Genomic DNA, 17,991 nt, shown 5'->3' on the forward strand with positions numbered 1-17,991 from the left:
TCCGGCATGTGTGCGCCGTTCAGGCCGAACGTGTAGCCTCTGGGCCCCCTAGCATTCAGGAGTCCATATATGCGGACCGCACCCGCCCTCATCGCCCTCTCAGCAGCCTGCGCCCTCGCGCTCGCCGGCTGCGGCTCAGGAGGCGGAGACAGCTCGGGGCAGGACCCCGAGGCCCAGGCGGAGCAGAGCGCGCCGGCAGGTCAGGGCGGCCAGGAGGGCGCTCCCGCCGCGCCCGAGGCCGATGTCGCAGATGTGCCCGAGGTCGTCGCTGTCGTCAACGGCGAGGAGATCTCCCGGGACGAGTTCGTCTCGAACTACGAAGGTCAGCTCCAGCAGTCGGCGATGCAGAGCCAGCAGACGGGCGAGGAGGTCGACCAGACGGCCCTCAAACAGCAGGTGGCGCAGATGCTCGTCGACAACCGCCTGCTCACGCAGGCCGCGGACGACGCCGGGATCGAGGCGAGCGAGGAGGACATCGACGCCACGCTCTCCGACATCGCCGCGCAGAACGGCATGGGCTCCGCCGAGGAGGTCGTCACCGCGCTCGGCGAACAGGGCCTCAGCGAGGAGCAGATCCGCGAGGACGCCGCCTCCCAGTACCGGGTGAACACCTTCATCAGCGAGGAGGCCGATATCGAGGCGCCCTCCGAGGAGGAGCTGCGCGAGCAGTACGACGGCTATGCGGCGCAGATGGAGCAGGCAGGCGGTCAGGGCGGCCAGCAGCCGGCGGAGGTCCCGCCCTTCGAGGAGATCCGCGATCAGCTCGCCGAGCAGATGGTCAGCCAGCAGCAGAATGCCGCCGCCCAGGAGATCGTCGCCGGCCTCGGCGAGGACGCGGACGTCACGATCAACCTCTGAGGCGGCAGGCCTTCGCTCGCACCTCGCTCAGCGCCGTGCGCAGGGTGCCCACCAGTTTCGCGTTGTCCCGGAACACGCGGGCGCCGATGCCGGGACGGGAGAAGGCCTCGGCGGTCGAGCCGGCCACGGACGGCCCCACGAGCAGGAGCGCATCGTGCACGCTCCCGTCCGGCCGCACGGCCCGGCCCGCCTCGTCCGCGACGAGCTTGGCGGCACCTCCGCCGCCTTCCTCGAGCAGCAGATGGCCGGAGCGCAGCAGGCCGCGCAGCAGTGCGTCCTCGGCCCGCGCGGCAGCCACGGGCGCGAGGCGCGCGTCCATCAGCCACCGCGCCCGCACCTCGTCGGGATGGGCCCGGCTGGTCGCCGCGAAGGCCGCAGACCCTTTGCCTCCCCCGTCCACCCGCACGCGCGCATCGGCGCCGAGGAAGCGCACGATGCCCGCCCGGTGCAGTGCGAGCAGGTTCTCCAGGCGCTCCGGCGGCGGGCCGGAGGCGATGTAGGAGAAGAGCCCGTGGAACCGCCCGTCGACATTGCGGATCCGGTCCTCGGGCGCGAACACGCCGGCGCTCACGAGCTCGCGCGTCACGTAGTACGCGGAGACGAGCGCGAAGAACACCGCCGAGTCCTGGGAGTACCGCGCATCCGCGGCCCGGTCGATCTCCCCGCGGACGTGTCCGGCGGCCTCGGCCTCGAACTCCTCCTGCGAGGCGAACTCCCGGCCGGCGAAGGGCCGGTCCAGCCATGTGAGGTCGAAGCGGTCGACGGGATCCGGCACGGTGCGCTCCGCGAAGCGGATCCACTCACCGTGCAGGCGGCGGGCCTCCTCGGTCCTGCCTGCGATGAAGGCCCGGTGCCAGGCGGCGAACCGCTGCTCGAAGTCCGCGGCCGAGGCGGTGGTCCTGCCCTCGTACCGCGTCGCGAGCTCCGCGTAGTGGGCGTGCGCGAGCTCGGCCTCCAGCAGCGGGAACAGCGTCCTCTCGCAGTCGACGAAGCCCTCCGGTCCGCGCAGCGCCCGCAGCGTCTCCGCCGTCAGCCAGCGGGTGGGACCGATGCGCAGGCCCTCGGGCCGGTGACCCAGCTTGGACTTGTACGGCACACCGCGCCGCGAGCCCGCCCACAGCAGCGGCTCGCGTCCGGAGGGGCGATACACGACGGTCCCCGGGCCCTCGCCGTCCGGGGCGGGCACCCGCTCGAACCTCCCGCCGCGGTCGGCCGTCACCATCATCATGGCGTCGATGAAGGCCAGGCCCATCCCCCGCACCAGCACATCCTCGCCGGCGGGCAGCACCGAGAGGTCCACATCGGCGGTGTAGCCGGGTGCGACGTAGCCGAGCCCGTGCGCCGCCGCCTGCTCCCGCAGAGTCGCGGTCTCGGCGTCATCGGCGACCTCGAGGAAGCCCTGCGCGAGGACGAGCCCGTCCGCGAGGACGCTGTGGTAGACGGGCTCGCCTGCAGGCCCGCGCTCCTCGTAGGACACGATGTGCTGGTCGCCGAAGGGCTCGGCGGCGAGCGCGCGCCCGCGCACCGTCTCCAGCGCGAAGCCGGCCGGCAGCGCCTCGGTCGCCCGCGCGTACGCCCAGGCCAGGTACTCCGCCTGCACACGCCGAGGCGCGAAATCGCTCCCGCGCAGCCCTCCCGCAGGCACCCCCAGGTGGGAGAGGTCCCGCTCCGCCGCCCAGTCCGCGAGGCTGGGTCCGGTGAGCGCGGGGAACGGCGCGTCCGCATCCGGGAAGATCGTCACGTCCTCGGCCAGCGAGTTCATCCAGAGGGTCGGCGACTGGGCGTGCCGCCAGATCCTCCCGCCGCCGGGAGGGAAGGGATCGACGACGATGATCTCGACGTGCGCAGGGAAGGCGGCCCTGTCCTCCCGGGCCGCCGCGGCGAGCGCGAGGAGCAGACCCGTCGTCTTGGGTCCGCCGCCCACGAACACGAGGCGGGACGTCACGACGCTCCCGCCGCAGGCGCCCCCACGGCGAGGGCGGGTGAGCCCGCCAGGTCCAGGGCCGCGTCCACGGTGAGCGTCCCGCCGTCCTCGGGTCCGCCGGCCTCGACGATGTGCGGGCTGCGGCCGCGCGCGGCGGCGCGTTCGCCGAGCTCCGCCGCGGAGATCCCCGCATCCGGCAGCAGGAGCACGAGGTCGGCGAAGGCGAGCGCGGCCTCGGCGGCCTCGGGGGAATCCGCCGTCACGAGCGCGGGCAGCTCGCCCTGCGGCGGGCGGGGCACGATCGAGGGCCCCTTGACCGTGAACTCCTCCCCCACCGAGTCCGTGCCCGCGAAGTCCACGTAGTGCACCTTCTCCCGGTCGAGGAAGCGGGCTGTGGCCACGTCGCGGATCTCCGCATCGGGCTCCCACGAGGTCCACAGGCGGGTGACGACCTCGTCGATCTCCGCGGCCTCGCGCCAGGCCTCGACGAGCGGGGCGACCGGACGACGGCCCGTCAGTCGGGCGGCGGCCTCGGTCGTCTGGACCACCGGCGACCAGCCCCCGCGACCGCGGGAGACGTGGTCAAGGGTGGCGGTGGCGGTCGCGACGTGGAAGGGCTCCGTGTGGGTGACCGGCACCTCCGGCACCAGCACCGCCTGCGTGGTGGCCGGTCCCAGCCAGGCCGCGGCGGTGAGTGCGTCCGCGCCCGAGGCGCCGTCGTCGCCCAGCACGATCCACCGCACGCCGGCCGCGTCGAGGGCGCGGACCGCCTCCCGGAGCGCGGGCGGGTCCGCGAGCGCGCCCGGTTCGAGGCGCACAGCGGTGGGTGCGGTGGCGGATGCGGGTGCGTCAGACATGTGCGGTCTCCTTCTCCGCAGCCTGTGACTGCGTGCTGTGCTCTGTGCTGTGCTCGTCCGCGGCACTGCGCTCTCCGATGCTGTGCTCCGCGGCGCGGGCGGCGGCGCGCGCTGCCGCCCACTGCGCCTCCGGGCGGTACCCGGCCAGGCCCAGGTTGTCCCGCAGCATCCCGCCCTCCGGGTACTCCGTGCGGTAGACGCCGCGCTCCTGCAGCTCGGGGACCACACGCGCCACGAACTCGTCGAGGCCGCCGGGAGTGAGGTGCGGGATGAGGATGAAGCCGTCGGCTGCGCGCTGCTGGACGTACTCGTTCATCTGCTCGGCCACCCGGCCCGGGGTGCCCACGAACGAGTGGCGCGCGGACACCTCGATGACGAGCTCGCGGATCGAGAGTCCCTCCGCCTCCGCCCTCTCGCGCCAGGCGCGGGCCACCGGGCGCGGGTCCTTCACGTGCCGGACCCGGCCGCGGGTGATGTCCGCATTGTCGAAGTCCGGGTCGATCTCCGGCAGCGGGCCGTCCGGATCGCAGGCGGTGAGATCGCGGCCCCACAGCTGCTCGAGGAAGGCGATCGCCCCGGGACCGGACACCTGCTGGCGGCGGACATGGGCGGCACGCTCGTGCGCCTCGGCCTCGGTGTCGCCCAGCACGAAGGTGACGCCGGGATAGATCTTGAGCTCGTCCTCTCCGCGGCCGAAGCGGGCGAGCCTGCGGGAGATGTCCGCGTAGAAGGCCCGACCCTCCTCCAGCTCCGAGTGGCGCGTGAAGATCACGTCCGCGCTGCCCGCCGCGAAGTCCCTCCCGTCCGGGGAGTCCCCTGCCTGGAAGATCACGGGGTGCACCTGCCGGCTGCGCGGCAGCGGATACCTCCCCTCGATGTCGAAGAAGCGCGAGGAGTGCGCGAACCGGCCGCCGGGCTGCGCGGGACCGGCATCGCCTCCGGCCCCGGCCGCCTCGTCCCCGCCGGATTCCCATATCGTCCGCGCCGCGGAGATGAAGTCCTCGGCCCGCGCATAGCGGTCGGCGTGATCGAGATAGCCGCCGCGGCGGAAGTTCGCGCCGGTGAAGGCGTTGTTCGTCGTGACGACGTTCCAAGCCGCACGACCTGCGGAGAGGTGGTCGAGTGTGCCCAGCTTCCGTGCGAGGTCGAAGGGCTCGTTGAACGTCGCGGAGAAGGTGCCGGCGAGCCCCAGGCGCTCCGTGACCTGGGCGACAGCGGCGAGCACCGTCGCCGTCTCCGGGCGGCCCACGACGTCGAGGTCGAAGATCTCCCCCTTGTGCTCACGGAGGCGCAGCCCCTCCGCGAGGAACAGGAAGTCGAACAGTCCCGCCTCCGCGGTCCGCGCGAAACGCTCGAAGCTGTCGAAGTCGATGTGCGAGCCCCCGGCCGGATCCGTCCAGACGGTCGTGTTGTTCACGCCCGGGAAGTGGGCGGCGAGGTGGACCTCGCGTGCGGGTGCGCTGTGGGCGGGATGCGTGGTCATCGTGCTCCGATCGGGACGGGACGGACAGGGGTGCTGGACGCTGCTGTGCGGGGCTCGGCTGTGCGGGGCACGGCTGCGCCGGACGCTGCACGGCGGTGCGCGGTCCCGGGGACCGCGGCGACGAGGGCACGGGTGAGCCCGGTGCGCGGACGGTCGAAGACCTCGGCGGCGGGTCCGGATTCGACCACGCGGCCGCCGGCCATGATCAGCACGTCGTCCGCGATGTGCCGCACGACGGCGAGGTCGTGGCTGATGAAGACGTAGGCGAGCCCCAGGCGCTCCTGCAGGTCGAGGAGCAGTTCGAGGATCTGCTGCTGCACCGAGACGTCGAGTGCGGACACGGGCTCGTCGAGGACGAGGATCTCCGGGGTGCTCGCGAGCGCGCGGGCGAGCGTGACCCGCTGACGCTGGCCGCCGGAGAGCTCGCGGGGCCGCCGCTCGGCGAACTCCGGGGGCAGCGCCACGAGGTCGAGCAGCTCCGCGACCCGTGCCCGGCGCTCCGCCCGGCCGCCGAGCCGGAAGCCCCGCAGCGGCTCCGCGATCGACTGTCCCACCGTGAACGAGGGATCGAGCGCGGCCGTCGCGTCCTGGTGCACGAACCGCGCCCGCCGGGACAGTGACCGCACCTTCCGCGGCAGCGTCGCAAGGTCCTCGCCCAGCACGGTGCCGGTGCCGGCATCCGCGGATTCGAGGCCCACGAGGATGCGGGCGGTCGTCGATTTGCCCGATCCCGATTCGCCGACGATGCCCAGCGTCCGCCCCGCACGCAGTGTGACGTCCGCGCCGTCGACGGCAGGGCGAGCGGCACCGCCCCGATGCCCGGTGTAGGTCTTGACCACGCCGGTGACGCGGATGAGGGGCTCGCCCGCCCCGCCCTCAGGGGCGGAGTTCTGCTCCTGCCCGCCCTGCGCCCGATGGCTCTGCAGCAGCGGCACGCCGGTGAGGCCCGGTGCCGCCGCGATGAGCCGCTTCGTGTACTCCTGCCGCGGGCGGTCGAGGATCCGCGCGGCCGGACCGGATTCGACCAGCCGGCCGCCCGACATGACGAGGACCCGGTCGGCCCGGTCCCGGGCGATGCCGAGATCGTGGGTGATGAGGATGAGGGCCGTGCCCCGTTCGGCGACGAGGCCGGCGAGCAGGTCGAGCACCTGCTTCTGCACCGTCACGTCGAGGGCCGAGGTGGGCTCGTCCGCGATTATGAGCCCCGGATCGCCGGCCAGGGCGAGGGCGATGAGGACCCGTTGCCGCTGTCCGCCGGAGAACTCGTGCGGGAAGCGGCCCGGGTGCGCCTCGGGGTCCAGGCCCACCTGAGCGAGCACGGTGCGGAGACGCTCCTCCGCCTCGGCACGCGTACGGCCGTGGAGGGCCAGGACCTCCTTCAGCTGCGAGCCGATGGTGCGCACCGGGTTGAGCCCGGCCCCCGTGTCCTGCGGGACATAGCCGATCCGGGTGCCCCGCACGCCGTGCCAGGCCCGCTCCCCCGCGCCGCGCATGTCCGTGCCGAACACGCTGTGCTCCGCGGCCTCGATGCGCGCCCCGCCCGTGAGCAGACCCGCGGCGACGGCCGCCGTCGTCGTCTTGCCCGAGCCCGATTCGCCCACGATCGCGACCGTCTCCCCCGCGCGCACCTCCAGGTCGACCCCGGCGACGGCGGTCACCTCGCCGTCGCGTCCGGGATAGCCGACCGTGAGATCGCGCAGGCGGAGCACGGGAGTCGGGTCCGCCTCGGCCGCGGGCACGGTGGACGCGGCAGCGGCCGGTGCGGTCGTGGGTGCCGGCGCGGTCGCGGGGGCGGCTGCACTCGCGAGTGCTGATGCGGATCCAGCCCCCGCAGGCGCCTCGGACAGCGCCGGCACCGAGGACAGGGTGGTGCCCGTGAGCTCCTGCTCGGCGTGCCGGGCCAGGCCGAGGAAGACGGAGAGGGGGCTGGGCACCGCAGACTGCACGGGTGCGGGCTGGGACAGAGCGGCCTGGGCCAGGGCTGCGGGGTTCATGAGCGGCTCCTTCCGGATCCGAGGGCGAGGGCGATGCGGTTGACGGAGAGGACGACCGCGGCGATGAGGAGACCGGGCATCGTGGTGAGCCACCATGCGCTCGCGATGAAATCGCGGCCCTCGGAGACGAGGAGGCCCCATTCCGGCTGCGGCGGCGGTGCGCCGTAGCCCAGGAAGCTCAGCGCCGAGACCGCGAGGATCGCGGAGCCGAACTCGAGCGCCGCGAGTGCGAACACGGGGCCCACGGCGTGCGGGAGCACATGGCGGACCACGATCTCCGGGGTGCGGATGCCGTTCAGGCGGGCGGCCTCGACGAACAGCGTCGAGCGCCAGCGCAGCACCTCGCCGCGCGCCACCCGGGCGAAGGCCGGGATCGAGGCCAGGGCGACCGCGAGCGCGATGTTCACCGCGCCGAAGCCCAGGGCCACGACGACGGACATCGACAGCAGCAGTCCGGGGATGGACTGGAGGACGTCGATGACGCGCATGAGGACCGCATCGACGCCGCAGCCGAGGAAGCCCGCGACCACGCCGATCGCCGTGCCCGCACCGAAGGCGATGAGCACCGCGATAGCCGTGGTGCCCAGCGAGGAACCGGCGCCGTGGATGATCCGGGAGAGCACGTCGCGGCCCAGCTGGTCCGTGCCGAGCAGCGCACCGGTGCCCGGTGCCTGGAGCCGCTGGAGCGGGTCTCCGGAGAGCGGGTCGCGGTCCGTGAACAGGTCAGGGGCGAGCGCCCAGGCCGTCACGAGCGCGAGGAGGACCGCGGCGAGGATCAGCCCCGGCCGGATGCGGCCCAGCGGGGCAGTACCCCGGAGGCTCGGTCTCCCGCCGGGGGTCCGGGACGGCTCTGCGGACTGCGTGTGCTGTGCGCCTGCGTGCGAGGCTCCAGTGCGCTGCGCCTCCGCTTCCTGCACGTGCGGGGCGGTGGGCTGTGATGAGCTCAGTCCGGCGCTCATGCGCGCACCTCCTCGGTCGGACGGGTGGGGGTGGGGCTGTGGGTCTGGTTCGCCTCGGCACCGGCCGCAGGCAATGCCTCAGCCGAGGCCTCCGCCGCTCTCCGCACTGCCGCCCGCACTGCCGGGCGTGTGCGCGGGTCCGCGAGCGGGTACAGCAGATCCGTCGCGAGGTTGACGAGCACGAACACGACGGCCGAGAAGACCACGATGCCGAGCACCAGCGGGATGTCCTGTGAGGAGACCGCGGACTCCGCGAGCCGGCCCAGGCCGCTGCGGGTGAAGACCGTCTCGACGATGACCGTCCCGCCCAGGAGGTTGCCGGTGATGACGCCGGCGACGGAGAGCAGGGAGAGGCTCGCCACCCGCAGCGCGTGCGAGAGCAGGAGGCGGGGCCGGCCCATCCCGGCGGCCCGGAAGGTCGTGACGTACTGCTCGCGCCAGGCGCGGTCGAGCGCGCGCAGCAGGACCTGCGCGACCATCGCACCGAGCGGCAGCGCGAGCGTCGCGGCGGGCAGGACGAGGCCGAGGAGGCCCTCGGCGCCCAGGGCAGGCACCCAGCCGAGCCGGAACGAGAAGACCTGCAGCAGCATGAGGCCCACCCAGAACGTCGGCAGCGCCACACCCAGGCCGGGAAGTCCGGACAGGAGGGCGCGCAGCGCCGGTCGCCGGGCATTCACGGCGAGGACCGCGAGCGCGGTGCCGCCCACGACTGCGGGCACGAGGGCGGCGACGGCGAGCGCGACGGTGGAGGGCAGCGCGGCTCCGATCGCCTCGACCACGGGCTGGCCGGTGGCGAAGGAGCTGCCCAGATCGAACCGGAGTGCCGCGGTCAGCGCCAGGAGGTACTGGACGAGCAGCGGCCGGTCGAGGTTGTACTCGGCGCGGACGGCGGCGATCTCCTCCGGCGCGGCCGTGGACTGGTCCCCGCCCAGCAGGATCGCCACGGGGTCGCCGGGCAGCACGTAGAGCACGAGGAAGGCCAGCGTGAAGGCCGCCCACAAGACCACGGCGCCGTGCCCCAGGCGCCGCAGCACGAGGGCCGCGGTGGGAGTGAGTCGCATCAGCGCTCACCCGCCAGCCAGGTGTCGTAGAGCTGGACGCGCGAGGACGCCTCGAAGTGGAGGCCCTGCACCTCGGGCGACGTCGCCCAGACGCCGGAGAGCTCGACGAGCGGGATCGCGTGCCCCTCCTCGATGAGCTTCACCGCGGCCTGCTCGAACAGCGCGGTGCGTGCGGCCGGGTCCGTGGTCACGGTCGTCTCCGTGAGGATGTCCTCGATCTCCGAGGGTTCGCGCTCGTTGACGTTGCGGGCTCGCGCGTCGAAGACCGTCCTGATGATGTCCGCGTCCGAACGGGTGAGGTTGTAGAAGTCGAAGGTGAGGTCGCCGGACTCCTGCGCCGCCGTGTGCTCGGCGAGCGTGGCCCTGTCCAGCTGGAGGTCGATGCCTGCGGCCCGCAGCTGCTGCTGCACGAGCTCGAGGAACGGCACCGTCTGCCAGTAGCTGAGCTCGATGCTCAGCGGCTCGCCGTCGCGCTCGCGGATCCCGGTCTCCGCGTTGAGCTCCCAGCCGGCCTCGTCCAGCAGCGCCGCGGCGCCCTCCGGATCGAAGGCGAGGTGCGCGGAGAGGTCGGTGTACTGGGGCGTGGACTGCGACAGGACCGAGGTCGCCGGCGACTGGTGCGAGGAGATGACGGCGGCGAGCTCCTCCCGGTTGATCGCCTTGCTGATCGCCCGGCGCACCTCCGGCTCCTCCGCGATGGGCTTCGACTCCTTGGGCAGGAGGTTGTAGGTCATGCCCGGATTGGGCCGCGAGAGCACGGGGAAGCCCGAGGCCTCCAGCGTCTCCTCGTCCTGCGGCAGCACCGCGGTGTCGACGTCGATCTGTCCGGAACTGAGGCTGCCGTTGCGCACCGTGGCCTCCGGCACCACCGTGATCTCGATGCCATCGAGATGGGCGGGGCCCTCGTGCCGGGCGAGCGAGGACGGCCAGGCGTAGTCGTCGTAGCGGACCAGCGAGGCCGATTCCGCCGGGGTGAAGCTCTCGAGGGTGAAGGGACCCGTGCCGACGATCTCGCCGCCGCAGCGCTCCTCGGGAGTCTTCTCCAGCGTCTGAGAGGAGTAGAAGCCGAGGATCATGGTCGAGGTCGCCTGCAGGAACTGGGCATTCGGCTCCTCGAAGGCGACGACGGCGGTGTGCTCGTCCGGCGTCTCGACGGAGCGCAGGCCTGCGAGGTAGGAGGAGCCCTGCGTGGCCCTGGCCCCGAGGTCCTGGATCGCCGCGAAGTTCTCCGCCACGGAGGCCGAGGTGAAGGGCGTCCCGTCCTGGAAGGTCACCCCCTCGCGCAGATGGAAGGTGAACTCGCGCGAGTCCTCACTGACCTCCCAGCTCTCCGCGAGCCAGGGCACGATCTCCCCGGTCTCCGGGTCCTGGTCGGTGAGCGAATCCGTCACCTGGCGCGTGACATTGAGTGCGGTGTTCTGGCCCACCTGCTGGCCGTCGACGCACTGCGGGTCCGTGTCGTAGGCGATGCGCAGGGTGCCGCCGCTCACGGGCTCGCCCGCGGCGGCGGTGGGATCGGGCTGACTCCCGCAGGCGCTCAGCAGCAGGACGGCGGACAGTGCCGCTGCGGTCAGCGAGAGGGCGGAACGTGTGTGCATGGAAGAGGTCTCCTGGATGTGCAGACTCGATGTGCGGAGATGGAGGTGCGGAGCGTTCGCTGTGCACTCGCTTCACCCAGCCGAATGCGGCGAAACGGCTGGGAGAAATGATCAGTTGAGAATGGAACAGCACGCAGAAACGGCAGGGTGGAATGGCGGAGCGCCGGAAATGCGGCACACCGGCGAAACCGACGAGTCAGGTGACTCTGCGCGTCAGCGGAAAGGGAGTGGAGAATGCATGTGCAGCGATGCTGCGAGCGGTGATTCTGCGAGCGATGGGGTCATGCTCAGCAGCCCGGATGAGGCAGAGCCGTGCCTGCGAAGCCACGCGACACCTGCAGGGCAGGGACGCCGGGTGAGGAACGCCGCGGAGCAGCAGCTCGCACAGGGCCGTACCGGTCATGCAGAGCAGTGCTGTTCACACGATCACACGGAGCAGGATCGTTCACACGGAACGGATCGCAGAGGCACCGCACACCTACACGAGTGCTGGTGCCTGCACGGGCGCTGTGGTCACATGGAGATGCTCACATGCAGATGCGCGCACACATGGAGCGACGACAATCGAGGGCCTCGAAGCGGGCGGCCAGTGCCCAGACCTGCGAGTTCCTGAATGCGATCATCGTGAGTCTTCCTCTGTGTCGGTCTTCTGTACCGGCAGACGGGCGGAAGCAGTCTTCCGCACAGCGGTTCGGGGAAAACCCTCCCGTGGAGGCGAAATCTCTGAACCGAGAACAACAATAGCGTCCCCGGAGACAGGTCACCAATCCATGAAAGCCCGTGACGCCTCATGACGATCAGCGGCGCATTCACACCCGCCGCGCTGCGCTGGTCCGCGACTCCGCCGCGCCGGTCCGGTCCGCTCCCCCAGCGTGCCCGACTGCCGGGACCGGCCTCGGCGACGGCTCTCCTCCGTCCTACACTCCTGTCCATGCGCGCAGTCCACTTCGACACCTTCGCCCAGACCCCCGCCGTCACCCGGGTGGAGGCCCCGGAACCCCCGCCGCACGGCGCGGTCATCGCCGTCGAGGCTACCGGCCTGTGCCGCTCGGACTGGCATGCCTGGACCGGCCACGACGACACCGTGTCCCTCCCGCACGTACCCGGGCACGAGTTCGTGGGCACGGTGGCCCGCGTGGGCGCGGACGTCACGGCGGTCGCGGTCGGCGACCGCGTCACGGCTCCCTTCGTCTCCGGCTGCGGCACCTGCGAGTTCTGCGTCTCCGGCAGTGCCCAGGTGTGCCCGGACCAGACCCAGCCCGGCTTCACCCACTGGGGCTCCTGGGCGGAGGAGGTGGTCATCCATCATGCGGATGTGAACCTGGTGCCGGTGCCCGCAGACCTTCCCGCCGAGGCCGTCGTCTCCCTGGGCTGCCGCTTCGCCACCGCCTTCCGCGGCCTGCACGCGCGCGCGGAGCTGCGCGAGGGCGAGGTCGTCGCTGTGTTCGGGTGCGGCGGAGTGGGGCTGTCCGCGGTCATGATCGCGGCAGCGATGGGAGCGCGCGTCATCGCGGTCGACATCACGCAGGGAGCCCTCGATCTCGCACTGCGGATGGGAGCCGTGGCAGCCGTGAACACCACGGGGCTGAGCGAGGACGAGGCCGCGGCGGCGGTCCGCGCGGCAGCGGCAGCGCAGGGGACGGAGCACGGCCCGCACGTGACGGTCGAGGCCCTCGGCCTGCCGGTCACCATGAACACCGCGCTCGCCGCGCTGCGGCCTTTGGGCAGGCATGTGCAGATCGGGCTGTTCGCCGAGGCCCCGGTCACCGCGGTGCCCGCCGTCATCGGCCGCGAGATCGCGTTCCTGGGCAGCCACGGGATGTCCGCAGCCGACTACCCGCCGCTCCTCGATCTGGTGACGTCCGGACGGCTCCGGCCGCAGGACCTCGTCACCCGCACCCTCACCCTCGAGGAGACGCCGGAGGCCCTCGTCGCGATGAGCGAGGGGACGACGCCCGGCCTCACCGTCATCCGCCCCTGAGCCCCGAACCCCCGGGCTCCATTCGCCGAGTGAGCGCTTTCTGTCGACCTGAGCGCCGAAAACCGACAGAAAGCGCTCACTCGGCGATGTGATGCGGAGCGTCAGGCCTTCCTGGTCCCGGGCCTCCACTCGCCGTCCTCGACGGAGTAGTCGGCGAAGATCGCGGGAGCCTCCTCCTTCATGATCTCGGCGACCTTGCCGAAGACCAGGCGGATCTCCTCCTCCGCACCGGCGGCGGTGCGCATCTCGACGACGTGGCGCAGCGAGCGGAGATTGGCGGTGTAGACGATGCCGGTGCCCAGCCCCTCGGGGGCGAAGCGGCGCATGAACGAGGTCATGTGCTTCTTGTGGGCGAACTTGGTGTCCTCGCGGTCCAGCTCGAAGTGCTCGGCCATCCACCTCTGGTGCTCCTCGAGGGTGTCGAGGACCTTGAGGCTGCGCTCCATGAGCTCGGCGTCCTCCCGCGCCCACTCCGGGAACCAGAAGGGGATCTCGTCCAGGCGGACATAGCGCAGGGACTCCTGCGAGTACGCGCACCCTGCGCGGTGGCGGATGAGCTCGTGCGTGAGCACACGCGAGACGTTGTGGAGCACGAAGGTGAAGTTCGCATGCTCGAGGACCGAACCGTGCTGCGAGCCGATGACATTGCCCAGGTACTGCGCGGAGTCCGTGCGCACCCGCGAGACATTGGGGTTGAGCCCCGGCTCCCACGAGCGATAGCACATGCGGCCGGCGAACTCGAGGAGGTCCTCGCCGTCAGGGGAGTCCGCCTCGCGCACACGGTCGGCCCACGCCGTGCCGCCCACTTCTCCCAGGTAGGCCTCGACGGCGTCCCAGTCGATCTGGGGGCGGGCGATGAGGGAGACGGTGGGTTCGACGTGGCGCACGGATGACCTCCGGATCGGCTGGGATGGTTCGTCCCGGCACCGCAGACCTCCCGGCGCCGCACCGGGTACAGGCGCTCAGTCTTTCACAGACGCATCGCTGCCCCCGCACCCGCCGCGCCGCCGGGAGCTGACGCCCAGGTCCCGATCAGCGGCAGGGGCGCCGGTCACCGCCGGTCCGGGTTCCACGGGTCGATGAGTTCGATGCCCAGCCCCTCGAAGTCCTGGACGTTCCGGGTCGCCAATGGCAGGCCGCGGGTGAGGCAGATGGAGGCGATCATCGCATCCGGCAGGCTCATCCCCCGCCCGGACCGTCGCCGCACCCCCGCGATCACGGCGCATGTCTCCGCCGCGTCCCCATCGAAGGGAAGACAGCCGATCCGGTCGAAGAACCAGCGCATCCCCGAGCCGAGCGCAGTGCGGCGGCGCCCGGGTGGACCTCGGTGATGTCGCCCACCCTCGGCGGAATGTCCAGCTCCACGCGGCCGTACTCCAGGGCAAGCTCCCGCAGCTGGAGCAGCCACGGCTTCTCCTGGGGCGGCTCCCCGGAGGCACCCGCCGCTCCCGGTGCCTCGGCGGCATTCACTGTGACCGGCACCCCAGCGGGATGCAGGTCGCTGCGGGCGCCCCCGACCTCAGCCGCGCGCTCGCGGACCTCACGCTCCATGAGCCTGCGCAACTCCGCCTCCATCGAGCTGCCGCGCGCGGCCGCGAGCTGCCGGAACGCCTGCTTCACCTCATCGTCGATCCCCCGCACCACGATGCTCGCCATGACAGCCCCCTCCATCGACGGTCGCCGGACCGGCTCGCCCGATCGATATCAATGCTGTCGCGCGCCACTCGTCCATGACCGCCCCTCGGGACTCGGTCCGCCGGCCCACTGACGAATCAACCGACCGGACTCGCGATGGTACTGCCGACCGGACCGGACCTCAGGGCACCCGATGGGTCCACTCCGGGGTGCCGAACTTGGATTCGACGAGGGCCTCGGCCGCGGCGATCTCCTCCGGGGCCAGATCCGCACGCACCGCCCCGTAGCGCGAGACGAAGGTCTCGATCATCGTCTCGATGATCTCCTCCCGCGGCGCCCCGGTCTGACTCCGCACCGGGTCCACGCGCTTCTTCGCGCTCGCGATGCCCTTGTCCGAGAGCTTGGCCTTGCCGATCCGCAGCACCTCCGTCATCCTGTCCGCATCGATGTCGTAGCTCATCGTCACGTGGTGGAGCACGGCCCCGCGCCGCCGCTTCTGCGCCGCACCCCCGATCTTGCCCTTGGCGGAGGTGATGTCGTTGATGGGCACATACCAGGCGTCCACGCCGTGCCTGGCCAGCGCCTCGATCACCCAGCGGTCCAGATAGGCGTAGGACTCCGCGTAGTCGAGGCCCGCCACGAGGTCGATGGGGGCGTAGAGCGAGTACGTGATGCAGTTGCCGCCCTCCATGAACATCGCCCCGCCGCCGGAGATGCGCCGGACGACCTCGACCCCGTACTGCTCGACACCTGCAGGGTGGAGCTCATTCACGTACGACTGGAACGAGCCGATCACCACCGCCCTGTCGTCCCACTCCCAGAAGCGCACCGTGGGACCGCGCCGTCCCGCCGCGACCTCGTCGAGGAGGTGCTGGTCGAGCGCCACGTTCACGCGCGTGGGCAGCACGGGGGTGTGGACGACCTCCCAGCTGAGGTCGGTGAAGTCGCGGGCACGGGTGAGCGCCCGCCGGACCACCGTGGCGATGTCCGCGAGTGAGAAGCCCTGGAGGTCGAGCTCCGGGCGGAACTCCGCAAGAGCGGTCTCCAGCCTCGCGACCAGCGCGGCCCCGTCGTCCGCGACCGAGGCTCCCACGAGGGCCGGGGCGAGCGCGGCGAAGGCCTCCTCGGGCTCCAGGAAGAAGTCCCCCGAGATCTTCGCGCCCGTGATGCGCCGCCCGTCGGTCGTCACATCCGCGACCACCAGCTTGCCGCCGGGCACCTTGTGCTCACCGTGGAAGGACTCCTCCCCCGCTCCGGATTCCTGCCCGGAGGCGTCGCCGGCCGCCTCCGCCGTCTCTGCACCCTGCGCCGCCCCGCTCATCTGCTCAGTCATAGCCCTACCGTAATCCCCCTCCGCGGCCGCCCGCGCCCGCACTCTTGACAGCCCCTTCGGTTGAATGGTTAGTTAGTCGAGTAAGTAACCCAGCAACCAGTGATCGGGAGCGCGGATGTTCGACTCGGGGCGGCCCCTCTTCCAGCAGATCGCCGAGGCCATCGAGGACTCGATCGTCGACGGCAGCCTCGGCGAGGAGGAGAAGGCCCCGTCCACCAACGAGCTCGCGGCCTTCCACCGCATCAATCCGGCCACGGCGGCGAAGGGAGTCGCCTCACTCACGGACCGGGGAATCCTCTACAAGAGAAGGGGCATCGGCATGTTCGTCGCCGCCGGCGCCAGGGAGAGGCTCCTGGCCGAGCGCAGGGAGAGCTTTGCGCAGGCCTATATCGCACCCATGCTCGCCGAGGCGCGCCGCCTGCGCCTCGGTCCCGCGGACGTGGCCCGCCTCGTGCGCGACTTCGAGACCACCGGCACCGGACGGGACTCCGGCGCCGCCACTCACCAGCAGGAGGACGCATCATGACCGCAGTGATCGAGGTCGAGCACCTCACCAAGCAGTACAAGGGCACCCTGGCTGTGGATGACATCAGCTTCCGCATCGAGGAGAACACCATCTACGGCTTCCTCGGCCGCAACGGCGCCGGCAAGACCACGACGATGTCCATCCTCACCGCCCAGAACTTCGCCACCGCGGGCAGCGTCCGCGTGTTCGGCGAGGCGCCCTACGAGAACAGGCGCGTGCTCTCGCGCATGTGCTTCGTCCGCGAAGGTCAGAAGTATCCGGACGACTTCACCCCGGCCCACGCCCTCAAGGCCGCTTCCCTGTTCTTCCCGCACTGGGACGAGGAGTACGCCGCCGCGCTCATCGAGGACTTCCGGCTGCCGCTGAAGACCCGCATCTCCAAGCTCTCGCGAGGCCAGCTCTCGGCCGTGGGCGTGATCATCGGCCTCGCCTCACGCGCAGAGGTGACCTTCTTCGACGAGCCCTATCTGGGCCTCGACGCCGTGGCTCGCTCGCTCTTCTACGAGCGGCTCATGGAGGACTACGCGGAGCACCCCCGCACTATCCTCCTCTCCTCGCACCTCATCGACGAGATAGCGGACCTCATCGAACGGGTCATCGTCATCGACGAGGGGAAGCTGCTCGTGGACCGCACGGCGGACGAGCTCCGCGGCGAGGCCGTCACCCTCACGGGCGACGCGGACCAGGTCGAGCGCTTCATCGGCGACCGCGAGGTGCTCCATCGCGAGCGCCTGGGCAATGTCGCCGCCGTCACCCTGCTCGGCAGCCTGGGCCAGGCCGAGGCCGCCGAGGCCGCGGCCGCAGGGCTGGAGCGCTCGCCGGTCCCCCTGCAGCAGCTCGTGGTCCGCCTCAGCAGGCAGAACGAGAGCCGGCGCAGCGGCGCCGGGCAGAACGGAACGCCGCGGTCCCGAGCACCGCGGACAGCAGGAGCAGGAGAGAGCTCATGAGCACGACAGGCACACTCACCTCGGCCGATTTCACGACGCCCGGCAGGCGGGCGCACACCCCGAACCCGTCAAGGACTCACATGGACAGCACCCCCGGGCGCAGCGCCCCCGCAGCACAGCCTCCGAGCACGCTCTCGCGCGTGCTGAACGTCGTCCGCGTCCAGTACGTCAACACGTACATCTTCGTCTGGGTTCCCCTGATGGTGCTCGGCGGTTCGCTCGTCATCTCGCTGGCGATCTACGCGATGATCGGCGCGGACGAACCCATGTACGGCGGGGGCGGCCAGGCGCCCCTCTGGTACTTCCTCGTGGCGGGCATCCAGGCGATGACCCTCACCTTCCCGTTCTCGCAGGCGCTCAGCCTCACCCGCCGGGAGTTCTTCCTCGGGACCATGCTGGCCGCCGCGCTCTCCGCCGCCGGCATGGCGCTCGTGTACGTGCTGCTCGGCCTGCTCGAGCAGGCGACGGACGGCTACGGCATCCACGGCTACGTCACCTACCTCCCCTGGGTGTGGGAGAGCGGCTGGGCGAGCGCCGCCGTGCTGGTCTTCGCCCTGGTCATGTTCTTCTTCGTGATCGGCTTCTGGTTCGCCACCCTGTACCGCCAGTTCGGCACGGTGGTGCTCACGACCCTGCTCATCGGACTCGCTGTCCTCCTCGTCGCCGCCGCCTTCGTCATCACGCGGATGGAGGCCTGGGGCGATGTCGTGAGCTGGGTGGCACAGCTGGGGCCGTTCGGCGCCGCCGGGGTCATCGGGGCCACGACCGTGGTGCTCGGGATCGGCTCGCTGCTGTCCCTCCGCCGAGCGACGCCCTGAGATGAGTCCGGGCGGGC

16 protein-coding genes are annotated in these 17,991 nt (G+C 71.6%); 5 read left to right on the forward strand and 11 right to left on the reverse strand.

What is annotated here, in order from left to right; translation table 11 throughout:
- Window positions 1-69 precede the first annotated feature (69 nt).
- On the forward strand, window positions 70-858 hold the full coding sequence (locus K318_RS0114415) for a SurA N-terminal domain-containing protein (RefSeq protein WP_035282120.1): 789 nt from the start codon (window positions 70-72) through the stop codon (window positions 856-858).
- On the opposite strand, the gene K318_RS22195 is transcribed toward K318_RS0114415, so the two are convergent.
- From K318_RS22195 to K318_RS22220, 7 genes are read right to left on the reverse strand one after another with little or no spacing between them, the layout of a single operon-like run.
- Entirely contained in the window at window positions 848-2,803 is a 1,956-nt protein-coding gene (locus K318_RS22195) for an FAD/NAD(P)-binding protein (RefSeq protein ID WP_051298056.1), read from the reverse strand. The two genes, K318_RS0114415 and K318_RS22195, sit on opposite strands and share 11 nt — an antisense overlap.
- Window positions 2,800-3,639, reverse strand: a complete 840-nt coding sequence (locus K318_RS22200; RefSeq protein WP_051298057.1) for an LLM class flavin-dependent oxidoreductase — start codon at window positions 3,637-3,639, stop codon at window positions 2,800-2,802. Before K318_RS22200 ends, K318_RS22195 begins: the two co-directional genes overlap by 4 nt.
- Window positions 3,632-5,122: an NtaA/DmoA family FMN-dependent monooxygenase gene (locus tag K318_RS22205; RefSeq protein WP_084500268.1), complete on the reverse strand. Its 1,491-nt coding sequence runs from the start codon at window positions 5,120-5,122 to the stop codon at window positions 3,632-3,634. The genes K318_RS22200 and K318_RS22205 overlap by 8 nt, the downstream gene beginning before the upstream one ends.
- Window positions 5,119-7,116, reverse strand: coding sequence for a dipeptide ABC transporter ATP-binding protein (locus K318_RS22210; protein ID WP_084500270.1), 1,998 nt, complete (start codon window positions 7,114-7,116; stop codon window positions 5,119-5,121). Before K318_RS22210 ends, K318_RS22205 begins: the two co-directional genes overlap by 4 nt.
- Complete coding sequence (locus K318_RS0114440; protein ID WP_084500272.1) at window positions 7,113-8,075, reverse strand: ABC transporter permease; 963 nt, start codon at window positions 8,073-8,075, stop codon at window positions 7,113-7,115. Before K318_RS0114440 ends, K318_RS22210 begins: the two co-directional genes overlap by 4 nt.
- Window positions 8,072-9,136, reverse strand: a complete 1,065-nt coding sequence (locus K318_RS22215) for an ABC transporter permease (RefSeq protein ID WP_084500273.1) — start codon at window positions 9,134-9,136, stop codon at window positions 8,072-8,074. Before K318_RS22215 ends, K318_RS0114440 begins: the two co-directional genes overlap by 4 nt.
- Window positions 9,136-10,734, reverse strand: a complete 1,599-nt coding sequence (locus K318_RS22220; protein WP_035282123.1) for an ABC transporter substrate-binding protein — start codon at window positions 10,732-10,734, stop codon at window positions 9,136-9,138. Before K318_RS22220 ends, K318_RS22215 begins: the two co-directional genes overlap by 1 nt.
- Before the next feature lie 931 nt (window positions 10,735-11,665).
- On the opposite strand from K318_RS22220, the gene K318_RS0114460 reads away from it, so the two are divergent.
- Complete coding sequence (locus K318_RS0114460; protein ID WP_029089998.1) at window positions 11,666-12,715, forward strand: alcohol dehydrogenase catalytic domain-containing protein; 1,050 nt, start codon at window positions 11,666-11,668, stop codon at window positions 12,713-12,715.
- A 101-nt stretch (window positions 12,716-12,816) separates the two neighbouring features.
- Here K318_RS0114460 and thyX read toward each other — a convergent pair whose 3' ends face one another.
- The 4 genes from thyX to lplB form a co-directional block, all read right to left on the reverse strand.
- On the reverse strand, window positions 12,817-13,602 hold the full coding sequence (gene thyX, locus K318_RS0114465) for an FAD-dependent thymidylate synthase (protein WP_029089999.1): 786 nt from the start codon (window positions 13,600-13,602) through the stop codon (window positions 12,817-12,819).
- Between the two features lie 164 nt (window positions 13,603-13,766).
- Window positions 13,767-13,898: a PIN domain-containing protein gene (locus tag K318_RS25770; protein ID WP_281170708.1), complete on the reverse strand. Its 132-nt coding sequence runs from the start codon at window positions 13,896-13,898 to the stop codon at window positions 13,767-13,769.
- 32 nt (window positions 13,899-13,930) lie between these two features.
- Entirely contained in the window at window positions 13,931-14,371 is a 441-nt protein-coding gene (locus K318_RS22225) for a FitA-like ribbon-helix-helix domain-containing protein (RefSeq protein WP_035282126.1), read from the reverse strand.
- 160 nt (window positions 14,372-14,531) lie between these two features.
- A complete protein-coding gene (lplB, locus tag K318_RS0114480) occupies window positions 14,532-15,683 on the reverse strand; it encodes a lipoate-protein ligase small subunit (RefSeq protein WP_245579921.1) in 1,152 nt (383 codons plus the stop codon).
- A 115-nt stretch (window positions 15,684-15,798) separates the two neighbouring features.
- Between lplB and K318_RS22230 the strand changes: the two genes are divergently transcribed.
- The 3 genes from K318_RS22230 (at window position 15,799) to K318_RS0114495 (ending at window position 17,974) form a co-directional block, all read left to right on the forward strand.
- Complete coding sequence (locus K318_RS22230) at window positions 15,799-16,209, forward strand: GntR family transcriptional regulator (protein WP_051298058.1); 411 nt, start codon at window positions 15,799-15,801, stop codon at window positions 16,207-16,209.
- Window positions 16,206-17,156, forward strand: coding sequence for an ABC transporter ATP-binding protein (locus K318_RS22235; RefSeq protein ID WP_051298059.1), 951 nt, complete (start codon window positions 16,206-16,208; stop codon window positions 17,154-17,156). The genes K318_RS22230 and K318_RS22235 overlap by 4 nt, the downstream gene beginning before the upstream one ends.
- 80 nt (window positions 17,157-17,236) lie before the next feature.
- Window positions 17,237-17,974 (forward strand): hypothetical protein, encoded by a 738-nt coding sequence (locus tag K318_RS0114495; protein WP_029090001.1) that lies wholly within the window; start codon window positions 17,237-17,239, stop codon window positions 17,972-17,974.
- Window positions 17,975-17,991 lie beyond the last annotated feature (17 nt).

The sequence above is a fragment of the Brevibacterium album DSM 18261 genome, assembly GCF_000426445.1.
Taxonomy (GTDB): domain Bacteria; phylum Actinomycetota; class Actinomycetes; order Actinomycetales; family Brevibacteriaceae; genus Brevibacterium; species Brevibacterium album.